Genomic DNA, 18,728 nt, shown 5'->3' on the forward strand with positions numbered 1-18,728 from the left:
CCTCAATCGAGCGGGATGTTGCCGCGGGCGCAGACCGTGTTCCAGCAGAGCGAACCATCGGGGGTCCAGCGCCCCTGCACCTTGGTCCAAGCGCTTTGCTCGCCAATTTGCATCTCGATCGTGCCGCTGCCGTCGTGCTGAAACCGCACGATCTGATCGTTGAACGCCAGCTCCCAGCGTGCCCCCGGTTGTTCACTCACGACGTTGCACGGAGACCACACCTGATGGGCATGGCGGCATTCCATGGAGATGGCCGCAGTCGATTCAGCTCGCGCCGGATCGCCCAAGGCTGCCACTGAGACCATCAGCAGAGCGACGGATCGAAGAACAGCAAGGCTGGTGCCAGTCACACGTTGTCGGTTTCAACGCACTGTCTTCAACGTGCAGTCGGCCGCGATTGAGCGGACCCCTGGCCTGTCAAGATTTAACAATTCCCGTTCAGAGCTCGTGCCGCGTTTTCAAGCCCGCGTTCTGGTGCAACTGCGCCCATCGGTCCTCGATCCTGCAGGAGAGGCAGCCAGTGCCGCTGCCCAGCGTCTTGGTGTGGATGGAATTGCCCATCTCCGCATCGGCAAGGCTGTGGAACTTGAATTGGAAGCACCTGACGAGGCCGAAGCGCGGCGCCGGGTTGAACTGCTCAGCGATCGTCTTCTGGCCAATCCTGTGATCGAGAACTGGACTCTGGAGCTCTCGCAGTCATGACCATCGGGGTTGTCGTTTTCCCAGGATCAAACTGTGACCGCGATGTTCGCTGGGCCACAGAAGGGTGTCTCGGTCTTCCGACCCGGTACCTCTGGCATGAAGATCGGGATCTCAGCGGCTTGGACGCCGTCGTGCTGCCGGGGGGATTCAGCTACGGCGACTACTTGCGTTGCGGCGCCATCGCCCGCTTTGCACCCGTGCTCGACTCCTTGAAACGTTTCGCGGCCGATGGCGGCCGTGTGCTGGGAATCTGCAATGGATTTCAGGTGCTGACGGAACTCGGTCTGCTCCCTGGCGCCCTCACACGCAATCGTCATCTCCATTTCATCTGCGAGTCCACCCCTCTGGCGGTCGTCAGTGATCGCAGCCCTTGGCTGGCGACCTGCGCACGCGACGACCAGTTCTCCCTGCCGATCGCTCACGGGGAGGGCCGTTTTCAGTGCAGTGACGACACCCTTAAAAAGCTGCAGGACGATGACGCCATTGCCCTGCGCTACTGCCGTAATCCCAATGGGTCTGTTGCCGACATCGCCGGCATCACCAACGCCCAGGGCAACGTGCTGGGTCTGATGCCCCATCCGGAGCGTGCCTGTGATCCGGTGACCGGGAGCACATCTGGTCGCGCGATCCTGGAGGCTCTGCTCTCCTAGGTCATGCGCCGTCGATCGCTGCTGGAGCTGGCTTCGCTTGCGGTCGGTTCCGGGGCGATGGCCTCACTCTGGCCTGGAGAGGGGAGGGCACGCCAAACCTCCCGAGCGCTTCAAGCTCCGCGACCGCTCAGAAAAGGCTCACGCTTGCGCGCTCTCAATCCAGGAACCTGGATGGATCCAGACACGGATTTCAATCCCCTCGTTCAACGCTGTGAGGCCCAGGGGTGGATCCTGGAGGTTCCGGAGCATGTGCGTGGTCAGTGGCAGTGGTTTTCTGCACCTGACGCTCAGCGATGCCAAGTGATTGAGCAGGCCTGGAACGATCCCACGCTGGACGGGGTGTTGTACGTGGGGGGCGGCTGGGGAGCGGCCAGGGTGTTGGAAGCGGGTGTTCAGTTTCCGAAACGATCCTTTTGGTCGCTGGGTTTTTCCGACAGCAGCGCCCTGCTGCTAGCGCAGTGGAACGCCGGTCTTCTTGGCGCCATTCATGGCTCCACCGGTGGACCGGAGGAGCAGTGGTCACGCACAGTGTCGCTTCTGAACGGTGCGCCGACAGCACCACTGCAGGGGCGTGCGCTGCGCGCCGGCATCGTTCAGGGTCCCCTGGTGGTGAGCAATCTCACGGTGGCCACGCACCTGATCGGCACCCCTTGGTTTCCGTCCCTTCAGGGATCTGTGTTGGTGCTGGAGGATGTCGGCGAAGCTCCCTACCGCGTAGACCGGATGTTGACGCAGTGGCGCAGTGCAGGGCTGTTGAACAGCGTTGCGGGTGTGGCTTGCGGTCGTTTCAGCTGGAAGGAGGACGACATCCTTCCCGGTGATTTTTCGATGGCTGGGATTCTCGAGGAGAGGCTCGGTGATCTCGGCGTCCCCCTACTGCTCGATCTGCCCTTAGGCCATGGATTACCCAACCAATCCCTGCCTCTTGGCGTGAAGGCACAGCTCAACGGGAACGACGGCACCCTGCAACTTCTTCGCTGACACACCACCATGGCCGACCTCACTATTGCCAACAGTGTCTGTGATCTGATCCTTGGCGATGTCCGCGAACATCTGCCTTTCGAGCGCATCCCGCTCGACGGTGATGTGCTGGGTCTGGGCACAACCACGAGTGTCGACAATGGAGAACTGACGTTCCTGCGCGATGGCGATCAGCAGTCCGCCATCTGGCGCTGCGTCGCCCATGACGGCAGCATCCGCAGGCTCACGTCTGGTGATGGCAGCGGCCATTTCCCCTATGTGTGCTTCACCGGTGATGCCACGGCTCTGCGACGACCCGCCGACCTCGCAGCCCTCGGAGATCCGCAGGGCCGACCGCTGCAAGCCCTGGTGCAGCAAGCCATCGCCCATGGACAGCGTCTTGGCAACTTGGAAAGCGCACCGATCTATGGGGTGCGTTTGATCGCCCACTGGCATGAACTCGTGATCACCGTGGCCTCCAAGCTCTGCATGGGACAGCAGCGCAGAAACCTTGGAATCGCCACGAGTGAGGCTGGAACCACTGCTGCGGGCCTCAGCATCTACGACATGCTGCAGCATTACCGGCTCGCTCCACTGCCCCCAGACCCGGGCAACACGGACGATCCGATCCGCTATTTCGGCCGCTCCATGCACTGGGATTGCTGCGGATTCTTCGATACGGAGCCGGAACAGGGACGGGTGACCGTGCCACAGCCGGGTGCCCATCTGCATCTGCATGGCTGCAGCACCGACCTGGCCTTTGGTGGTCATCTCCACCATGAACATCCGTCAACGCGCTTGGAGCGCCTGGACAGTCTTTGGCTTTACCCGCTGCGCAGCATCACCTCTCTGGCCAGCGATCTGGCCATTCAGCACCTCGCCTTCAGAGAGGGTGAACTCCGATTCCGTGTCAGCAATATCGGCAGCATGGATGTCAGTGATGTAGGGGTCGCTGTTGTGATCGATGACCGCTACAGCAACCATCGCTACGTGCGCATCCCTTGGCTCAAAGCCGCTGAAGGCGAGGACTTCACGATGCCCCTGGATCTGCCTGTGGGTGATCACCGGATCTCTGTGATCGCTGACCCCGAACAGATGGTGATTGAAGCTGACGAATGCAGGACCAACAATCGGATGGACCTGGATGTGGTGATTGCTTAACCACAAAAAAAGGGGCCTTGCGGCCCCTGTGGATGGATCAATTGATCGAAATGATCAGGCAGCGACGGCAGCCTTGGGATCGAGAGCGCCTTTGGCGTAGAGGCCGGCGTAGTGGGTGATGCTGGCTTGCTTGATCTTGCTGGCGTTGCCGGCGGCCCAGAACTGCTGGTAGCGGTCGAGGCACACCTGCTTCATGTACTTGCGAGCCGGCTTGTTGAAGTGGCGGGGATCGAAGTTGGCGGGATCAGCCATGGCTGCTTCGCGAACAGCAGCGGTGAAGGCCAGACGGTTGTCGGTGTCGATGTTCACCTTGCGCACACCATTGCGGATGCCTTCCTGGATCTCTTCGACGGGAACGCCGTAGGTCTCAGGGATGGAACCACCGTGCTTGTTGATCATTTCCAGCCATTCCTGGGGAACGGAGGAGGAGCCGTGCATCACCAGGTGGGTGTTGGGGATGGCTTTGTGGATCTCAGCAATGCGGCTGATGGCCAGCACTTCACCGGTGGGCTTGCGGGTGAACTTGTAAGCGCCGTGGCTGGTGCCGATGGCGATGGCCAGGGCGTCGCACTTGGTCTTGGCAACGAAGTCAGCGGCTTCAGCAGGATCGGTGAGCAGCATGTCCTTGGACAGCTCACCTTCGAAGCCGTGGCCGTCCTCGGCTTCGCCCTTACCGGTTTCCAGGGAGCCCAGGCAGCCCAGCTCACCCTCAACGCTCACACCCACGGAGTGGGCGAAATTCACCACTTGCTTGGTAACAGCCACGTTGTACTCGTAGCTGGCAGGGGTTTTGGCGTCGGCTTCCAGGGAGCCGTCCATCATCACGGAGGTGAAGCCGTTGATGGCAGCGGAGTAGCAGGTGTCAGGAGCGTTGCCGTGGTCCTGGTGCATCACCACGGGGATGTGGGGATAGGTCTCGGTCGCGGCCAGGATCAGGTGACGCAGGAAGATCTCACCGGCGTAGTTACGGGCGCCGCGGGAGGCCTGGAGGATCACGGGGCTGTCGGTCTCATCAGCCGCTTCCATGATGGCCTGAACCTGCTCCAGGTTGTTCACGTTGAACGCAGGGATGCCGTAGCCGTTCTCAGCGGCGTGGTCGAGCAGGAGCCGAAGCGGAACGAGCGCCATGGGAAAGATCCTCGAAGTGGAACGTCTTTAAGACGAATGGGGGCGAATCTACCGGATCTAACCCCAGGATTCCTGTCTCCCCTCAATCATGGCTCCAAGGCCATCGCGAGGCAGCGGTCGCAGGCCTTCTGACTGGCCAGCCCTTCCAGCAGACCAGGCACCATCGGCCGGCCGCTGCGGATGCTTTCGGCCCACCAACCCTGCAGCCGGGCGACTGGGGCCACACGACCATCGCTCCACGTTGTCGCAAAGCGGAACTCCTCATCCGCCTGAATGCTGCGAGCTGGCTCGCCGTCCCGCTGAAGGGTGAGGGAGAACCCATGCACATAGTCCTTCTGGTTTTCACTGCCCAGCTTCAAACTTCCCTCTGATCCGTAGACCTCCAGCCAGCACCCCCTGCCATTGCGCGCCACCGATGCCAGGGCCACCTGGGCGGCCAGTGGTGCTCCCTGATGGGTTGTGAGGGTGGTGTTGATCAGGGCGATGTCTTCGGCGGTCACGGCCTGGAATTCGCCGCTGGCATCCGGCCTGTGGGCGATGGCGGTTTGCGTGATGGATTGCAGGGTCTGAACCGGGCCGATCAGCCAGGCCAGCATGTCGAAGGCATGGGTTCCGAGTGCACCCAGTACACCGCCGCCTTCATCGGTTTTGGCGTACCAGTTCCAAGGGCGCTGGGGATTGGCTCGGCTGCTCATCAGCCAATCCAGCTTTGCCAGCCAGGGTGTGCCGATCGCGCCGCTGCTCAGAAGCCGTTCTGCCTGCTGGAAGAGCGGTACAGCTCGATATTCGAAATCCACAGCCACCGAGAGGCCCGATGCCAAGGCTGTGCGTTGCAGGTCAGCCACCTGGTCGGCATTCAAGGCAACCGGCTTTTCAAGCAACAGATGCTTTCCTGCGGCAAGAGCACGCTGGGCGAGGTCGTAGCGAGGCCCAGGAGGCGTGGCGATGATCACAGCCTCCACATCAGGATCTCCGAGCAGGGCATCGAAGTCGTCGTAACCCCTCAGACCCTGGTCACCAACCACTTGATCAAGGCGCTCTCGGCGGGGGTGCCAGAGCGCAACGGACTTGAGATCAGGATTCGCTTCGAGGGCGGGCAGGTGAACCGCGGCTCCGAAACCGAGCCCGGCGACGGCAACACCAATGGGTTCTCGACTAGAGCGCAAAGCCATGGAGGATCAGGGGGTCAGACAACACGATGGGATCAAGCCAATCCAGAGCTGCACACGGCGTCGATCACTTCGCTGATCAGATCGTCGTCAGCTGGCGCTTCCCAGGAGGCCTGGAAGCGGGGAAGACCGTTTTTCTGCGTGTCCCGATAGAGCCGTTGGTCGCAATCGATGTCCATCACGACCAGGGTGCCGAGGGCTGGTGATTCGTCCTCCGTTCTCAGGCTGTAGCGGCTGAGAACGGACACGGTGCCGTCCCGTGTGCGCCGAACACTGCCGGCGTCCCACCACTGCTGGCCTTCAGAGCTGGATGGAACCTCGCGCCAATCCACTGGGCCGGCCAGAACGGGACCGCCAAGCAGAAGCAGCAGGAGTGGAACGACCACAACGACGATCCACCGGGAGGGTGTGAAACGGGGGATCGGGTTCATCAAACTGCCGCACTCCCCTGCAGGCAGCCATGCAGCTTCATCAGATTGGCAAGCGTGGACTTCAGCTGGGTGCGAGGAACGATCGTGTCCACGAATCCATGGTCCTGAAGGTATTCAGCTGTTTGGAAGTTGTCGGGCAACTTTTCCCGCAGGGTCTGTTCGATCACCCTGCGGCCAGCGAAGCCGATCAAGGCTTTCGGTTCCGCCAGGATTAGATCACCGAGCATGGCGAAACTGGCGGTCACCCCTCCGGTGGTGGGGTGGGTAAGCAGGGGCATGTAGAGCACGCCGGCTTGGCGATGACGCTCCAAAGCCCCTGAAATCTTGGCCATCTGCATCAGGCTGAGCATGCCCTCCTGCATGCGCGCTCCACCTGAGGCGCACACGATCAGCAGCGGCAGGCGCTTGGCTGTGGCCTGTTCCACCAGGCGCGTCAGCTTCTCCCCCACCACGGATCCCATGGATCCGCCCATGAAGCGGAAATCCATCACCGCCAGGGCCATGGGGATGCCATCCACGCGGCACATGCCCGTGATCACGCCATCGCGGAGTCCCGTTCCGGACTGGGTCTCACGCAGCCGGTCGGCATAGGCGCGACGGTCTTTGAAACCGAGAGGATCGGTGGGAGCCAACGCTTCGTCCATCGCTTCAAAACTGCCTTCATCGGCAATCAGGGCGATGCGCTCTGCGCTGTTGATCCGATGGTGATGGCCGCAATTGCTGCAAACACTGGCATTGGCAAGCAGATCCTTGCGATACACCACCTGGCCGCATTCAGGACATTTGCTCCAGAGGCCGTCGCCTTCTTCGGGCTCCTGGGCAACCTTCACGACGGACTGTTCCTTGCGGCGATCAGCGAACCAGTCGAATAGCGACACGCATTGCCTTCCACTGGAACCATTTAAGACGACCCATCAGGTTCCTCCCATCAGGGCAAGCCAGCGTTGCCACCACCACGGCGCACCCATCAGCCATGTCATCCAGATCCCAAAGGCGATGAAGGGACCGAAGGGGAAGGGTTGCCTGGGCCCGAGACGGCCCGTCCAGCGGCCCAGTGTCCCCACCGCGGCACCGGAGAACACAGCCAGAGCCATGGAGATCCCGAGGCCGCCCAGACCGAGCCAGGCCCCAGCCATCGCAGCCAGCTTGGCGTCACCGAGACCAAGGGCAGGTTGGCCCAGAAGTCGTTCAGCTAGCGCGCTGAGTCCCTCCATCACCAGCAGTCCGGCCGCGCTGGCGATCAGGTGATTCAGGAGAACCGATTCCGGGCGCTCGCTGCCACCCCCCCAGGCCAGGAGGGCTGTCGCAAGAACACCGCTGATCACCCCTGCCCTGCAGATCGGCTCCGGCAACCACAAATGGTCAAGATCGATCAGCACCAGGGGCAGCAGGAGGCTCACGAGCACAAGCCCCATCAGCAGCGTGATCAGCAGCGTGTTGCTGCTACGAAGTGCCGGTATCAGGGCGCTGAGCCACAGGAAGCCACTGAAGGCTTCCACGATTGGGTAACGGGCAGAGATCGCTGCTGTGCAATCGCGACAGCGGCCGCGCAACAGCAACCAACCCAGAACGGGAACGTTGTCATGCCAACGCACGGGGTGACCGCAGCTCGGGCAATGACTTCCTGGCCAAATCGGTGATTCCTGCCTTGGCAGACGCCACACCACAACGTTGGTGAAACTGCCGATGCAGGCACCGAAGAGGGCCAGGACAAGCAGCATGAGCGTCACGAGAACGCTCCCCCCCTCGCGCGATCCTTCGTGACCCTGGGGCGCTTGAGCCTGAGGCCAATCAGCTCAGCACTGATGAATTGCTCCTCGGGCAGCAAGGTCGGCATTTCGAACACCACGCGACCGTCATCGTGCTGACCATTCACCACCACACCCAAGGGATCAAGGCTGTACCCATTCGTGGTCAGGTGCTTGAAATAAACCTTTCGCGCAACGGCGATCAAGCGCCGGCTGTCCACTCGATCCCAGCGTGGTGTCAGTGCGGGGTTGCTGCCCCCAGCACCTGCAATCACAAAGGACGGTGAATACGAAGAAATGGGTTCACCTGATCGTTCAGATGAACCCACGATAGATCGATTCAGCGTGACTGGAACAGGGCAGAATCAGCCCAGCTTTTTCTTTTCCTCAATCATCCGGTGGATGATTGGCGTGAGGATGAGTTCCATGGCGAAGCCCATCTTGCCGCCGTTCACCACAATGCTGGTGGGGCTCGACATGAATGAGTCGTGAATCATGCTCAGAAGGTAGGAGAAGTCGATTCCCCACTTTTCACGTGCTCCCTTGCGGAAGTGGATGATCACGAAGCTTTCATCTGGCGTTGGAATGTTTCTGCAGATGAAAGGGTTGGACGTGTCCACCGTGGGCACCCGCTGGAAATTGATATCCGTGCGGCTGAATTGCGGACAGATGTGATTGATGTAATCAGGCATCCTGCGCAGGATGGTGTCCACGATGGCTTCGGCGGAATAGCCGCGCTCGGCATTGTCCCGGTGGATTTTCTGGATCCACTCCAAGTTGGTGATGGGCACCACACCCACCAGCAGGTCGGCGAGGGCAGCCACGTCGTAGGACTCGCCCTGAACGCCACCGTGGAGGCCTTCGTAGAAGAGAAGGTCGGTTCCACTGGGGATGTCTTCCCAGGGGGTGAACTGGCCAGGGTCGAGCTCGACGCCGAGACGGGCGTTGTGTTCGGCTGCTTCTTCGGGGCTGTGCAGGTAGTAGCGCTTCTGCCCGCCGCCGGTTTCGCCGTAAACCCGGAACAGCTCCTCGAGCTTGTCGAACAGGTTGGCCTCAGGGCCGAAATGGGAGAAGTTTTCTCCTTTGGAGAGAGCCTCTGCCATGGCCTTTTTCATCTCCATCCGCTCGAAGCGGTGGTAGCTGTCACCCTCAACGACAGCCGGGGTGATGCTTTCACGGGCGAAGATGTGCTCGAAGGCACGCTTCACGGTGCTGGTTCCTGCGCCGGAGGAACCAGTAACAGCCACGACAGGGTGACGCTTCGACATCGACGGAGGCAGATCTGGCCCGACGAGTTTGGCAGGTCGAAGGGCCAAAACCGAATTTTCGTTGGCGCAACGTGTTTAGAGCGCCTTACGAAGCTCTTCGCCCATGGCCTGGCATCCCAGAGGTGTGCATCCCTCGGCCATCAGGTCACCGGTGCGGAAACCGCCGGCCAGCACACGGTCGACGGCCTGTTCAAGGGCATCAGCGGCGGCTTTCTGCTTGAGACCAATCCGAAGCATCATGGCCGCAGACAACACCATGGCCATGGGATTGGCCTTGTCTTCTCCGGCGATATCCGGAGCGGATCCATGCACCGGTTCAAACAGTCCCGGGCCATCGCTGCCCAGGGATGCTGAGGGGAGCATGCCGATGGAGCCGGTGAGCATGGCGGCCTCGTCACTGAGGATGTCGCCAAACAGGTTGCCGGTGAGCAGCACATCAAACTGCCGAGGTGCTCGCACCAGCTGCATGGCTGCGTTGTCCACATAAAGATGACTCACCTCCACATCGGCGTAGGAGGGGGCCATGGCATCCACCCGATCGCGCCACAGCTGGCTCACATCCAACACATTGGCTTTGTCCACAGAGCAAAGTCGCCCTCCTCGCTCCCTGGCCAGTTCAAACGCCACCCTGGCAATGCGATCCACCTCTGATGCCGAATACGTCATGGTGTTGAAACCGCGTTCCTCTCCGTCGGCTTCGACCCTCCCCTTGGGCTGACCGAAGTAGATGCCTCCGGTGAGTTCGCGCACCACCATCAGATCCACACCTTGAATCACTTCGGCCTTCAGGCTGCTGGCTTCGATCAGGGCGGGCACGATCTTCACCGGCCGGAGATTGGCAAACAGGTTCAGCCCCGACCGCAAGGCGAGAAGGCCGCTTTCAGGTCTCTTCTCCCGCGGGAGCGTGTCAAACCGCGGACTGCCGATCGCCGCCATCAGCACCGCATCCGCCGATCGGCAGGCGTCCAGAGTTTTGTCGGGCAGAGGCTCGCCGGTGGCATCGATCGCAGCCCCTCCGATCAACTGGTCATCAAAGTCCAGCTGGAAGCCGTGGTGATCGGCCACCACGTCGAGCAGCTGGCGAGTCACTGCTGTGATTTCAGGGCCGATGCCATCACCCGGAAGCAGGACGACGCGATGGTGAGTCATGGAGCCGGGCGAGAAGGATGGTGCTGAGATTACTGATCGGCTTCGATCGATCCTCCGGTCGCTTCTGAAGACACTTGCTTCTTGAGTTCGCGCAGCTGCTTCGCCATCTCAGGCAACTTGGAGAAGGCTGCTGAGCAGCGCAACCAGAGCCGGTTGGGAATGGCTGGGTAGCCGCTGACCACCTCGCCTGCGGCCACTTCTCCATGGATCCCGCTTTTGGAGCTTGCGATGGCACGATCGCCAATCACAGCTCTGTTGGCGACGCCCACCTGGCCGGCGAGGATGACCCCATGGCCCAATTGGGCGCCACCGGCGATCCCCACCTGAGAAGCCAGGGCGCAGCCGCGGCCTGTCACCACGCCGTGGCCGATCTGCACCAGGTTGTCGATCTTTGTACCGCTGCCGATCCGGGTTTCACCGACGGAAGGCCGGTCGATCGTGCTGCCGCAGCCCACTTCAACGCCGTCTTCCAGCACGACAAGGCCAGTCTGGGGCATCTTGCGCCACCCCTTGGCGGTGGGCACAAAGCCGAAGCCTTCGGATCCCACCACGGCATTGGAATGCACCACGCAGCGATCACCGATTCGGCTTCCGGGATGGAGAACAGCGTTGGCATGGAGCTCGCAGCCCTCACCAATGTCCACATTTCCGTAGATCACCACCCCCGGATGGATCACGGTGCGTGGACCGATCCGGGTGTCATCGCCGATGCAAACCCGCGCACCGATGCTCACACCGGCGCCAAGTTGCACGCGGTCGGCAATGACCGCACTGGCGTGGATTCCCGCCTGGGGGGAGGGTTTGGGGTGCAGTTGTTCGAGGGCTTCGGCAAAGGCCAGTCGTGGGTCACCACACACCGCCCAGGCCAGCTGAAGCCGCTCGGCGAGCTCCCTGAGCTCCTGTTGATCGGGAATCAGGACGGCGCCAGCTTCACTGCTTTCCAGGCTGCCGACGAGCGCGTTTCCCTTTTCGAGAAAACTGAGTTGATCCGCCGTCGCCCGCTCCAGGGAGGCAGCACCCCGCAGCTCGGGGTCCCGGCCTTCAGACGTGGAGAGAACGCCTGCATCACCGTTCTTGAGCACGGCGATCAATTGGCTGAATCGCATGGGTTCAGGAGGCTGGCTGGCGGATCGTAGGGGTGATCAGCACCATGGCGTCACGGTGAATCACCACGGGGGAGCCTCCAAGGGTGCCGGGTTTGGAGGTTTGGTTCAGGCGAAACGCGAGTTGCTCACTGTCCATGGATGTCAGCCCACGGGCGATCTCCTGGCCATCGGGGTCGAGCACGCGCACGGCCTGATTGGCGCTGAACTGACCCTCAACAGCGGTGATTCCCACCAGAAGCAGGGAGGCACCGCGTTGTCTCACGGCCCTGCAGGCACCACTGTCGATGGACAGACTTCCTGTGGGCTGGAGGGCATGGACCAACCAGCTTTTGCGGTTGCCCAGCGGTTCGGGGTGGGGATGGAAGACCGTGCCACCCCGCCCCCCCTGGAGGATCTGCCGCAGTCCCTCGGGGTTGCGTCCGTCGCCGAGATGCACGGTGATGCCGCTGGCCGTAGCGATGCGTGCCGCTGCCAGTTTGGTGGTCATCCCACCGGTTCCCCAGCGGCCGCCGTCCCCGGCGCCCTCCTCCAGCTCGGCGATTTCCGAGGGATGCAGCACATCGGTGATCGGAGTGGCTGCGCTGTCACTGCGGGGGTCAGCGGTGTAGAGGCGGTCCACATCCGTGAGCAGAATCAATTCATCGGCACCCACGGCCGCAGCCACGAGCGCCGACAAGGTGTCGTTGTCGCCGAAGCGCAGCTCGGCTGATGACACCGTGTCGTTCTCATTCACCACCGGCAGTACACCCCACTGGAGCAGTTGGTGCAGGGTTGCCGAGGCGTTGTGGTAACTCCGGCGATCAGCGAGATCTGAGCGCGTCAAGAGCACCTGGGCCACCGGAACCGAGCGTTGCGCTAAGGCTTTCTCGTAGAGGCTCATCAGATGGCCTTGGCCGATGGCTGCAGCGGCTTGCAGGCCAGAAACGCTCGTGGGTCGGTGGGGCATCCCCAGGCGTTGACAGCCCAGCCCCACGGCCCCGGAGGTCACAAGAACCACCTGGTCCCCGTTGTGAATGCTCTCCGCCAGGCTGTTGGCCAGACGTGCGATCGCATCTCCCGTTGTGGCATTCGGACGTTCCCGGAGCAGGCTGGTGCCGACCTTCACAACCCTGAGCATCATCGTGCGGCGCTCCCCAGCAGCCGTGCCAGGCGGCGTTCCAGGCGCTGAACGCGATCGTTCGGACAGGGGAATCCCTCCGCATTCGGCGGCCTGACGAGCACCGTGAACAGCCCCAGACGATTGCCTGCCAGGACGTCGGTGAAGACCCGATCGCCAACCATGGCGATCTGGGTGGGCGGGGTCGGCAGCCGCTCGATGATTCGGCTCATGGCTCGCCTGCGCGGCTTGGAGGCTGCGCAGGTGAAGTCAACCCCGATCTGATCGGCAACCGCCTTCACCCTTTGTCTGGAGGGGTTGTTGCTGACCAGGTGCAGATGCAGTTGCCGGGAGGCGTCATCCAGCCAGCGGCGGATGGCCGGGGGGAGCACCACATCCTTTCCGGGAAGGAGTGTGCGATCCACATCCAGGAGCAGCACCTTGATCCCCCGCCCCAGCAATGGTTCCAGTGGTAAGTGGGCCAGGGTGAGACCGGGATCCCAGTCGGGCCGCAACCAATGACGCTGCATCACTCCGGGAGGTCACGCTCGTCGAGTTCAGCCTCGATTCTGGGCTGGATCCTGTCGAAGTCCTCTCCTTCCACGAGAACGGCACAGCCGTCGTCCATGCGCGCAACAACGAAGAAGGGATCGAGGGGGATGTAGAGCCCGTATTCCTGATTCTCAACAAGGAAACTCACCAAGAGTTCATAGGTCTCGGATTCGTCGTCTCCCTCTTCATCGTCGGGGTCCTCTGGTTCGGGTTCGTCCAATTCCCCGTTCACGGTGAGCGTGACGGCCGAACGCACCAGCGTGAGGTCATGTTCCTGCAGCACGACATCAGCAACCGAGAGAATTGGCTCGCTGCTGGTGATGCTGTCGATCAGCTGGGGATCGTCGCCATCGCGGAGCTTGAACAGGCACACCGGCGTGTCCACCGGCGTGAGCAGGGCATAGTCCTTGCCATCAAGAGGGATGAGCTGCTCAAGGAAACAGAGCAGGTCGCGTCCCTCGCTGTCTTTCACGAGAACGGTGGGAACTTCACCGCTAGACGATGGGCCGCTTGAACTCATGGGGACGGGTGTGGATGTGAACAGGATCCTTCATCAACCCCATTCCCGCCACGTTCATCGGGTGTCGCGTTAACCGGTTCGACATCCGGGCCCTCGGCGAGCCACTGCTCCAGCAGCAAGGCGGCGGCGGCACTGTCGAGTCGTCCGCTGCGATCTCCCTGAAGTCCGTGGCGCTCCGCTGCCGCCCAGCTGCTGCTGTGTTCATTCACAAAGGCAAGGGGAAGCCCGAGATCTCGGGCGATGCGTTGCCCATAGCGATGGCAGTGGTGAGCCTGATCGGTGCGCTGTCCCTGATCATCGAGGGGAAGACCCACCACCAGTCCCTGCACGTTGCGCTGATGGCAAAGGTTTCGCAGGTGCTGCAGATTCTGCGCATGGGAGCCACGGTGCAGAGCCGGAAGCGATGACACCGTCAGCCCCAGGGGGTCGCACCCAGCAAGACCGATGCGGCGTCGTCCGACGTCGAGACTGAGCATGGAGCGGGGTTTGGGCCTGGGATTCAACGCCTCGGTGCCAGGGTTGGGGTGGGAAGGGGTGGATGCTGCGGTTGCAGATGGCCCAGCATGGTTTCCAAGGAGCGAAGGCCCGCCGGTTCCCGTTGACTCACCCGCCGCCAGAGGCTGCGGCCCAGCAGAAGCTCCGATCCCCCCGATGTCCAGCCGAGACGTTCCAACTCGCCCTGCATGCTGTGATCGTCTTCATTCACAAGTAGTTCAAGGGGCCGGCCTCGCATCCCCCAGCGTTGGAGGATGGCACTGAACGCCGCACTGATGCGTGCATCCCAGGCGGGGGCGCGCACGAATTCATAGCGGGATGCGTCCAACCCCCAAGGACGGTTGAGGAGCCCGGCGATGGCCACCGGTTCCCGATCGACTCCTGCCATCAGCACCAGCGATCCCTGCCGGCGATCCAGGAGGTCAATCCACTGCCTGTCGATGATCTGGCGGTGTTGAGGACTGATACTGCTCTGTTCAAGGGAGAGCAACGGCTTCACGTTGCTGCGCGAGACCGGCATCCATTGGATGCCTTCAGGGCATGCCAGGGATGGCTGCTCTGAAGGGGCTGAGGACGTCTCGGGGGCCCTCCAGATGCGGCGTTGCAGCAAGGGTTGAAAGCCAGACTCACGCAAGACATCCAGCGTGATGCGATCCAAGGGGTCGCAGCGCACCAACCAGCTGGGCGATTGAGCGACCGGATCCTTCATTGCACCCTGGATTAGCAGTTGCAGGGCCTGTGAGCGGCTGAAACGCTCAGGGGTTCGCACTTGAAGAAGATCGAGCTGCCAGCAGGTTGAGCGGCGATTGCCGGGGCGCAGCAGCGCCAGCGCCAGGAGTTGGTCTTGTTGGCTGGAGGCGGTTTCAAGCAGCGTCAGCACCCGGAGTGTGCGGGTGGTGAGCGGCGAGCGAATCAATCCACCCAAGCCACTCACCCAGTTCTGCACCAACAGGGTTTGAAGCGTCGATGGCGGCAGCATTGCCTGGTGCTCTCCACCCTGGGGATAGTTGGTGACGTGAGCCGCCTTCAGTGGTTCGATCCGAAGCCGAAATCCCGCTGACTGTCCCACCGCAGGCCTCCTGCTTCATCCAAATGTATCGCCGCGGATCTCCCTTTGTGTTCAAGCAGGGCGGACCAACACCAGTGGGGTGCGCTCGTTGGCATTGCCAGCGGGATTCGGTTTGAGTGCGCGCTGAAGCAGGTCTTCATCGCATCCACGGCTCGACGCCAGCACCTTCACGCGTCCGAGATCATTCACATCAACGATGGCCACGGAAACGCCGAGGGCTGCCGCTGCTTGATCACAAAGCTGTTCCGGATCCTGGGGTCCGAGAACGATCGTTTGGTCGTAAGGAGGCGTCGTACCGGTGATGTCATCAATCAAGCGGGCCTGGTCTCCAGCCAGCCGATAGAACCAGCCCCGCTGGCCAAGCGGTTTGAGCAGGGAACCGACCAGCCAGGCCAGCAACACCCGGGTCGGCCCCACCTGGTTGATCAGGGTCTGCAGCCCGCAGGCGGTGGCCAGGCTGCTGGTGGGGTGAAACACGCGACAGAGCAGGCGGGCCAGCCATCCCGGATTGATCGTGGAGGGATGGGCATAACGCCCCTGGATCACGGCCACCGGTGTTTCACCGATCGTGAGGATGTCGCCCTTCTGAAGCAGATCAGCGCTGTAGTGACGCAAGACCTCGATGCAGTCGTCGAGAGGTCCGAGCAGGTGGGTCTTCAACGGCAGCACCGAGCATTGATCCCCCGATCGGAACTCAGCCTGAGCGGCCGTCGTCACGGCTGGTCGGCGCAGCGGCACCGCCACCCCCTGGCGACGGCTCAAGCGTCCGAACGGTCCGTAGTTCACCCAGTGCACATCCACCCAGACCGTGTCCACACGCTCACCAACCGGTGCCGGTGCAGTCCCGCTCAGGGTGATCGCTACGTGCACCCTGGTGCTCTTGTGACCCTTCACGATGTACGCCGGCCAATAGCCATCGGCCCTTGTCTCTTCATCGGGATGGTGCGGTGTGATCCGGGTGGAGGTCACGATGTCGCGCAGATCGGCACTGCCGATCAGGGTGGGCTGAACCTCAAGTTCCGGAACCATCACTTCCATGCGCCCGTGAGGATTGCTGATGTCCAGCCACCCTTCCATTTCTAGAGATGCTCCGTTCTGGGTCGCAGACCAGTCGCTCTGGCGCAGCTCCAGGGGGGACGCGGGCCAGAGTCGATGCCGTGCTTCGATCCAAGCGATTGCTAGCCCCAGCAGCAGGAGAATCAGCAGGAGGCATTCCATGGAATCGCCGGTCCAGAACCGGAAGCAATGGCGCGCAGCGTAAGGCGTCTGAGCCGAGAGCTCAGCGGGAGATCACCTCGGTGTTGAGCTCGTTGAAACTCAGCGTTGTGCTTCCTCCTGTGGGGGCGGGGATTCCGGTCGCAGCACTGATCGCTGCATTGATCTCTTCGAGCGGCACCTGTCCCACGGAATCGAGAAGCACGGATCCGCTGCCGTCGAGCACCACCACCTGAGGCACGATCCCTTTCCAATAATGGGCAGGGTCGGTCTGTCCTTGATCGCCGCGATCCTGCAGGGCATCGGTGGTGAGGGGAAGCAGGTCCACGCTGTTGCCCCAGAGGCGCTGAATTTCCGACACGGATGAGGAGAACACCTTGCTGGTGCTGCTGTCATCGAGGTAGTAGACCAGCACGCTGGTTCGGCCTGCTGCCTGGGATTCGGCCAGGGTTGTGGCCGGCGGAACCAGAGAGCCGTTGCCTGCGTACAGAGCAAAAATATTGCCGTCGTAACTGTCGGTGTCCCTGGCGGCCTCTCCAGGAAGGGCGATCAGAACCAGAGCAAGAACCAGCGAAAGGCAGCGAAGCAGAAACCCAGCCATGGTTCAGCACGAAAGACGAGCATTCTGAACCCTTCTCTATGCAAGGCGTCAGCTCTGCACTCAGCTGCGCCCGAAGCTGCGCCCCATCCCCTGGGCAATGCCCCTGCCGATCAGCCCGATCGCGCGACCGACCACCTGGGTGAGAATGACCACCATCAGATCACCGAACCGTTTCACCAGACTCTGCACCTGAGGAGCGATGGCATCGCGCGCTTCGACCAGAAGCGCGACCTGCTGTTGCCACCATTGCAGCGTTTTCAGTTCCTCATCTCTTGTTTCGGTGAGCAGCAGGGGTTCGATCTGGCCTGCGTGCAGTCTGTACAGCAATCGCCGACTTTCATACAGGCGGATCGGTCGTTCAATCCACTCCTGCCAACGGGACTGGCTGTTGAGCTGGTTGCGCAGCCGCTCCAGTTCGCGGGTGGAAATCAACGCTTGATCCAGCAGGTAACGGCGCAGTTCAGGCCACTCACCGCAGACACCCAGCAACTCGCCACCGATCAATTCCGCTGTGCGCACGAGCCAGTTGCTGATGAGCGTTTCGAGTTGAAGCAAGGCTCTGGGATCGTCAGCGGGAAGCAGCTGTCCGTCGACCAGAACGGGTTGGTCCTGCACCAACGCCGCGAGCATGGTCATGGGGTCGGGAAGTTCCTCATCGCCTCGCAAGAGGTCGGTGCGTTGCAGCAGCTCATCGGCCACCGGTTGCATGGCATCGCCAAGCGGCAAGCGCACGTAGCTTCCTGCCACGCTGCGCAATGCCTGCTCGCGGACCTCTGGCTGCAGAGCATTCCAGCGCGTTTTCAGGTCCTGCTGGCCCGATGGGGCTGAAGGGTCGTCCTGGCGCAGGCGCAGCAGCACGGCGTGCAATTGTTTGAGCAGGGCGAGGAGCAGGTCGCGGCGACGCTCTGGATGCAGACCCTCGATCGCGAGCAATTGGCCGGTGCCATTGCCCAGGCCTCCGCTGACGGCTGTTTGTAAACGGTCTTGGATGGCCTCCCACACCGCTTCGCTGTTGCGTTCCCTCAGGCTGAGACTGATGCTCTCTTTGGGTTCTGAAAGGGAAACGGCATCATCGAGCCCCACTTGAAGAGGCCCCCAGAGCCACAGCAGCAGATTGCGTGCACTGAGCAATTCCCGCCGGCGTCCCTCGAGCAGCAAACGCAAAAGCGACTGGTCGGGTGGCGGATTCAAGAGGGTTTCGATCACCTGCAGATCGGCACTGATCTGCTGCAGACCGCTCAGCAGCAGCCAACTGGCAACACCAACAGGCTGGCCTGGATGCTCAGCCGCCGAAGCGCGGGATTCGAATGTGAGCACCCGGCCCCCCTGCAACAGGCGATGGATGGCGGTTCGCAAACCCTCCAGATCGGGATCCTGAAGAATTCCCTCACAGTTCAAAGCCAAAAGCTCCCGGGGATCACGGCTGAAATCCGAGGGAAGAAGGAGCAGGATCGGAGCTGGAGTCCAGCGTTGTTGGAGCTGGAGAATCTCCCGATCAAGCAGCAAGGACTGGCTGCGGCTGGGGAGCGACCAAATCACCAGATCAGGATGGCCTTCGAGAGCTTCGCTGCTGCGCCGGATGCTCAGGGGATGCTCAGCCGTTGAAAGTTCAGCAGCCAGGCTTTCACCGAGAAGGTCGGGAGCGAAAAGCAGAATCTCCCTGGCCTGAACGTTCACAGTGGTCAGCTCGATTGCCTACAGGCGTCAA

Annotated in this window: 22 protein-coding genes; 4 read left to right on the forward strand and 18 right to left on the reverse strand. The window is 61.9% G+C overall.

Features of this window, described 5'->3' with window-relative positions; all coding sequences use genetic code 11:
* Positions 1 to 2 precede the first annotated feature (2 nt).
* Entirely contained in the window at positions 3 to 350 is a 348-nt protein-coding gene (locus KQ296_RS11360) for a hypothetical protein (RefSeq protein ID WP_011933048.1), read from the reverse strand.
* A gap of 97 nt (positions 351 to 447) precedes the next feature.
* Between KQ296_RS11360 and purS the strand changes: the two genes are divergently transcribed.
* From purS to KQ296_RS11380, 4 genes are read left to right on the forward strand one after another with little or no spacing between them, the layout of a single operon-like run.
* Complete coding sequence (gene purS, locus KQ296_RS11365) at positions 448 to 702, forward strand: phosphoribosylformylglycinamidine synthase subunit PurS (protein ID WP_011933049.1); 255 nt, start codon at positions 448 to 450, stop codon at positions 700 to 702.
* Positions 699 to 1,352 (forward strand): phosphoribosylformylglycinamidine synthase subunit PurQ, encoded by a 654-nt coding sequence (gene purQ, locus KQ296_RS11370; protein WP_011933050.1) that lies wholly within the window; start codon positions 699 to 701, stop codon positions 1,350 to 1,352. Before purS ends, purQ begins: the two co-directional genes overlap by 4 nt.
* Before the next feature lie 3 nt (positions 1,353 to 1,355).
* Complete coding sequence (locus tag KQ296_RS11375) at positions 1,356 to 2,333, forward strand: LD-carboxypeptidase (RefSeq protein WP_011933051.1); 978 nt, start codon at positions 1,356 to 1,358, stop codon at positions 2,331 to 2,333.
* A gap of 9 nt (positions 2,334 to 2,342) precedes the next feature.
* Positions 2,343 to 3,473 carry a CARDB domain-containing protein gene (locus tag KQ296_RS11380; protein WP_011933052.1) on the forward strand — a complete coding sequence of 377 codons (1,131 nt, stop codon included), beginning with the start codon at positions 2,343 to 2,345 and terminating at the stop codon, positions 3,471 to 3,473.
* Positions 3,474 to 3,527: 54 nt separating this feature from the next.
* Here the strand turns inward: KQ296_RS11380 and fba are convergent, their stop codons facing one another.
* The 17 genes from fba to KQ296_RS11465 all read right to left on the reverse strand — a co-directional run bounded on the left by fba (position 3,528) and on the right by KQ296_RS11465 (position 18,697).
* Entirely contained in the window at positions 3,528 to 4,601 is a 1,074-nt protein-coding gene (fba, locus tag KQ296_RS11385) for a class II fructose-bisphosphate aldolase (protein WP_011933053.1), read from the reverse strand.
* Between the two features lie 86 nt (positions 4,602 to 4,687).
* Positions 4,688 to 5,773 (reverse strand): Gfo/Idh/MocA family protein, encoded by a 1,086-nt coding sequence (locus tag KQ296_RS11390; protein ID WP_011933054.1) that lies wholly within the window; start codon positions 5,771 to 5,773, stop codon positions 4,688 to 4,690.
* Between the two features lie 32 nt (positions 5,774 to 5,805).
* A complete protein-coding gene (locus KQ296_RS11395; RefSeq protein WP_011933055.1) occupies positions 5,806 to 6,201 on the reverse strand; it encodes a hypothetical protein in 396 nt (131 codons plus the stop codon).
* Complete coding sequence (accD, locus tag KQ296_RS11400) at positions 6,201 to 7,079, reverse strand: acetyl-CoA carboxylase, carboxyltransferase subunit beta (RefSeq protein ID WP_011933056.1); 879 nt, start codon at positions 7,077 to 7,079, stop codon at positions 6,201 to 6,203. The genes KQ296_RS11395 and accD overlap by 1 nt, the downstream gene beginning before the upstream one ends.
* A gap of 36 nt (positions 7,080 to 7,115) precedes the next feature.
* Complete coding sequence (locus KQ296_RS11405) at positions 7,116 to 7,922, reverse strand: A24 family peptidase (RefSeq protein ID WP_041428479.1); 807 nt, start codon at positions 7,920 to 7,922, stop codon at positions 7,116 to 7,118.
* Positions 7,923 to 7,927: 5 nt separating this feature from the next.
* Positions 7,928 to 8,155 (reverse strand): hypothetical protein, encoded by a 228-nt coding sequence (locus tag KQ296_RS11410; RefSeq protein ID WP_259726499.1) that lies wholly within the window; start codon positions 8,153 to 8,155, stop codon positions 7,928 to 7,930.
* 159 nt (positions 8,156 to 8,314) lie between these two features.
* Positions 8,315 to 9,217 (reverse strand): phosphoribulokinase, encoded by a 903-nt coding sequence (locus tag KQ296_RS11415; protein WP_011933059.1) that lies wholly within the window; start codon positions 9,215 to 9,217, stop codon positions 8,315 to 8,317.
* A gap of 75 nt (positions 9,218 to 9,292) precedes the next feature.
* The gene (leuB, locus tag KQ296_RS11420; protein WP_011933060.1) at positions 9,293 to 10,366 is read right to left on the reverse strand and encodes a 3-isopropylmalate dehydrogenase; all 1,074 of its coding nucleotides are present in this window, start codon (positions 10,364 to 10,366) and stop codon (positions 9,293 to 9,295) included.
* Positions 10,367 to 10,395: 29 nt separating this feature from the next.
* A complete protein-coding gene (gene lpxD, locus KQ296_RS11425; RefSeq protein WP_011933061.1) occupies positions 10,396 to 11,472 on the reverse strand; it encodes a UDP-3-O-(3-hydroxymyristoyl)glucosamine N-acyltransferase in 1,077 nt (358 codons plus the stop codon).
* A 4-nt stretch (positions 11,473 to 11,476) separates the two neighbouring features.
* Entirely contained in the window at positions 11,477 to 12,592 is a 1,116-nt protein-coding gene (proB, locus tag KQ296_RS11430; protein ID WP_011933062.1) for a glutamate 5-kinase, read from the reverse strand.
* Complete coding sequence (locus KQ296_RS11435) at positions 12,589 to 13,098, reverse strand: YqeG family HAD IIIA-type phosphatase (RefSeq protein WP_011933063.1); 510 nt, start codon at positions 13,096 to 13,098, stop codon at positions 12,589 to 12,591. The genes proB and KQ296_RS11435 overlap by 4 nt, the downstream gene beginning before the upstream one ends.
* Positions 13,098 to 13,640, reverse strand: a complete 543-nt coding sequence (locus KQ296_RS11440) for a DUF3727 domain-containing protein (RefSeq protein ID WP_011933064.1) — start codon at positions 13,638 to 13,640, stop codon at positions 13,098 to 13,100. The genes KQ296_RS11435 and KQ296_RS11440 overlap by 1 nt, the downstream gene beginning before the upstream one ends.
* Entirely contained in the window at positions 13,637 to 14,116 is a 480-nt protein-coding gene (gene ruvX / locus KQ296_RS11445) for a Holliday junction resolvase RuvX (RefSeq protein ID WP_011933065.1), read from the reverse strand. The genes KQ296_RS11440 and ruvX overlap by 4 nt, the downstream gene beginning before the upstream one ends.
* A 23-nt stretch (positions 14,117 to 14,139) precedes the next feature.
* Positions 14,140 to 15,204, reverse strand: coding sequence for a hypothetical protein (locus KQ296_RS11450; protein WP_011933066.1), 1,065 nt, complete (start codon positions 15,202 to 15,204; stop codon positions 14,140 to 14,142).
* Positions 15,205 to 15,255: 51 nt separating this feature from the next.
* A complete protein-coding gene (locus tag KQ296_RS11455) occupies positions 15,256 to 16,422 on the reverse strand; it encodes a hypothetical protein (RefSeq protein ID WP_011933067.1) in 1,167 nt (388 codons plus the stop codon).
* Between the two features lie 61 nt (positions 16,423 to 16,483).
* The gene (locus tag KQ296_RS11460) at positions 16,484 to 17,020 is read right to left on the reverse strand and encodes a thylakoid membrane photosystem I accumulation factor (protein WP_011933068.1); all 537 of its coding nucleotides are present in this window, start codon (positions 17,018 to 17,020) and stop codon (positions 16,484 to 16,486) included.
* Positions 17,021 to 17,080: 60 nt separating this feature from the next.
* Positions 17,081 to 18,697 (reverse strand): DUF3685 domain-containing protein, encoded by a 1,617-nt coding sequence (locus KQ296_RS11465; protein WP_011933069.1) that lies wholly within the window; start codon positions 18,695 to 18,697, stop codon positions 17,081 to 17,083.
* Between the last annotated feature and the right edge of the window lie 31 nt (positions 18,698 to 18,728).

Origin of the sequence: Synechococcus sp. CS-197 (assembly GCF_025128215.1) — a bacterium.
GTDB lineage: Bacteria > Cyanobacteriota > Cyanobacteriia > PCC-6307 > Cyanobiaceae > Synechococcus_C.

What these genes read in the sequence shown, in the direction of transcription:
- purQ (WP_011933050.1), top strand. Translation starts at nt 699, where the DNA reads ATGACCATCGGGGTTGTCGTTTTCCCAGGATCAAACTGTGACCGCGAT.
- KQ296_RS11375 (WP_011933051.1), top strand. Translation starts at nt 1,356, where the DNA reads ATGCGCCGTCGATCGCTGCTGGAGCTGGCTTCGCTTGCGGTCGGTTCC.
- KQ296_RS11380 (WP_011933052.1), top strand. Translation starts at nt 2,343, where the DNA reads ATGGCCGACCTCACTATTGCCAACAGTGTCTGTGATCTGATCCTTGGC.
- fba (WP_011933053.1), bottom strand. Translation starts at nt 4,601, where the DNA reads ATGGCGCTCGTTCCGCTTCGGCTCCTGCTCGACCACGCCGCTGAGAAC.
- KQ296_RS11390 (WP_011933054.1), bottom strand. Translation starts at nt 5,773, where the DNA reads ATGGCTTTGCGCTCTAGTCGAGAACCCATTGGTGTTGCCGTCGCCGGG.
- KQ296_RS11395 (WP_011933055.1), bottom strand. Translation starts at nt 6,201, where the DNA reads ATGAACCCGATCCCCCGTTTCACACCCTCCCGGTGGATCGTCGTTGTG.
- KQ296_RS11405 (WP_041428479.1), bottom strand. Translation starts at nt 7,922, where the DNA reads ATGCTGCTTGTCCTGGCCCTCTTCGGTGCCTGCATCGGCAGTTTCACC.
- KQ296_RS11415 (WP_011933059.1), bottom strand. Translation starts at nt 9,217, where the DNA reads ATGTCGAAGCGTCACCCTGTCGTGGCTGTTACTGGTTCCTCCGGCGCA.
- leuB (WP_011933060.1), bottom strand. Translation starts at nt 10,366, where the DNA reads ATGACTCACCATCGCGTCGTCCTGCTTCCGGGTGATGGCATCGGCCCT.
- lpxD (WP_011933061.1), bottom strand. Translation starts at nt 11,472, where the DNA reads ATGCGATTCAGCCAATTGATCGCCGTGCTCAAGAACGGTGATGCAGGC.
- proB (WP_011933062.1), bottom strand. Translation starts at nt 12,592, where the DNA reads ATGATGCTCAGGGTTGTGAAGGTCGGCACCAGCCTGCTCCGGGAACGT.
- KQ296_RS11435 (WP_011933063.1), bottom strand. Translation starts at nt 13,098, where the DNA reads ATGCAGCGTCATTGGTTGCGGCCCGACTGGGATCCCGGTCTCACCCTG.
- KQ296_RS11440 (WP_011933064.1), bottom strand. Translation starts at nt 13,640, where the DNA reads ATGAGTTCAAGCGGCCCATCGTCTAGCGGTGAAGTTCCCACCGTTCTC.
- ruvX (WP_011933065.1), bottom strand. Translation starts at nt 14,116, where the DNA reads ATGCTCAGTCTCGACGTCGGACGACGCCGCATCGGTCTTGCTGGGTGC.
- KQ296_RS11455 (WP_011933067.1), bottom strand. Translation starts at nt 16,422, where the DNA reads ATGGAATGCCTCCTGCTGATTCTCCTGCTGCTGGGGCTAGCAATCGCT.
- KQ296_RS11460 (WP_011933068.1), bottom strand. Translation starts at nt 17,020, where the DNA reads ATGGCTGGGTTTCTGCTTCGCTGCCTTTCGCTGGTTCTTGCTCTGGTT.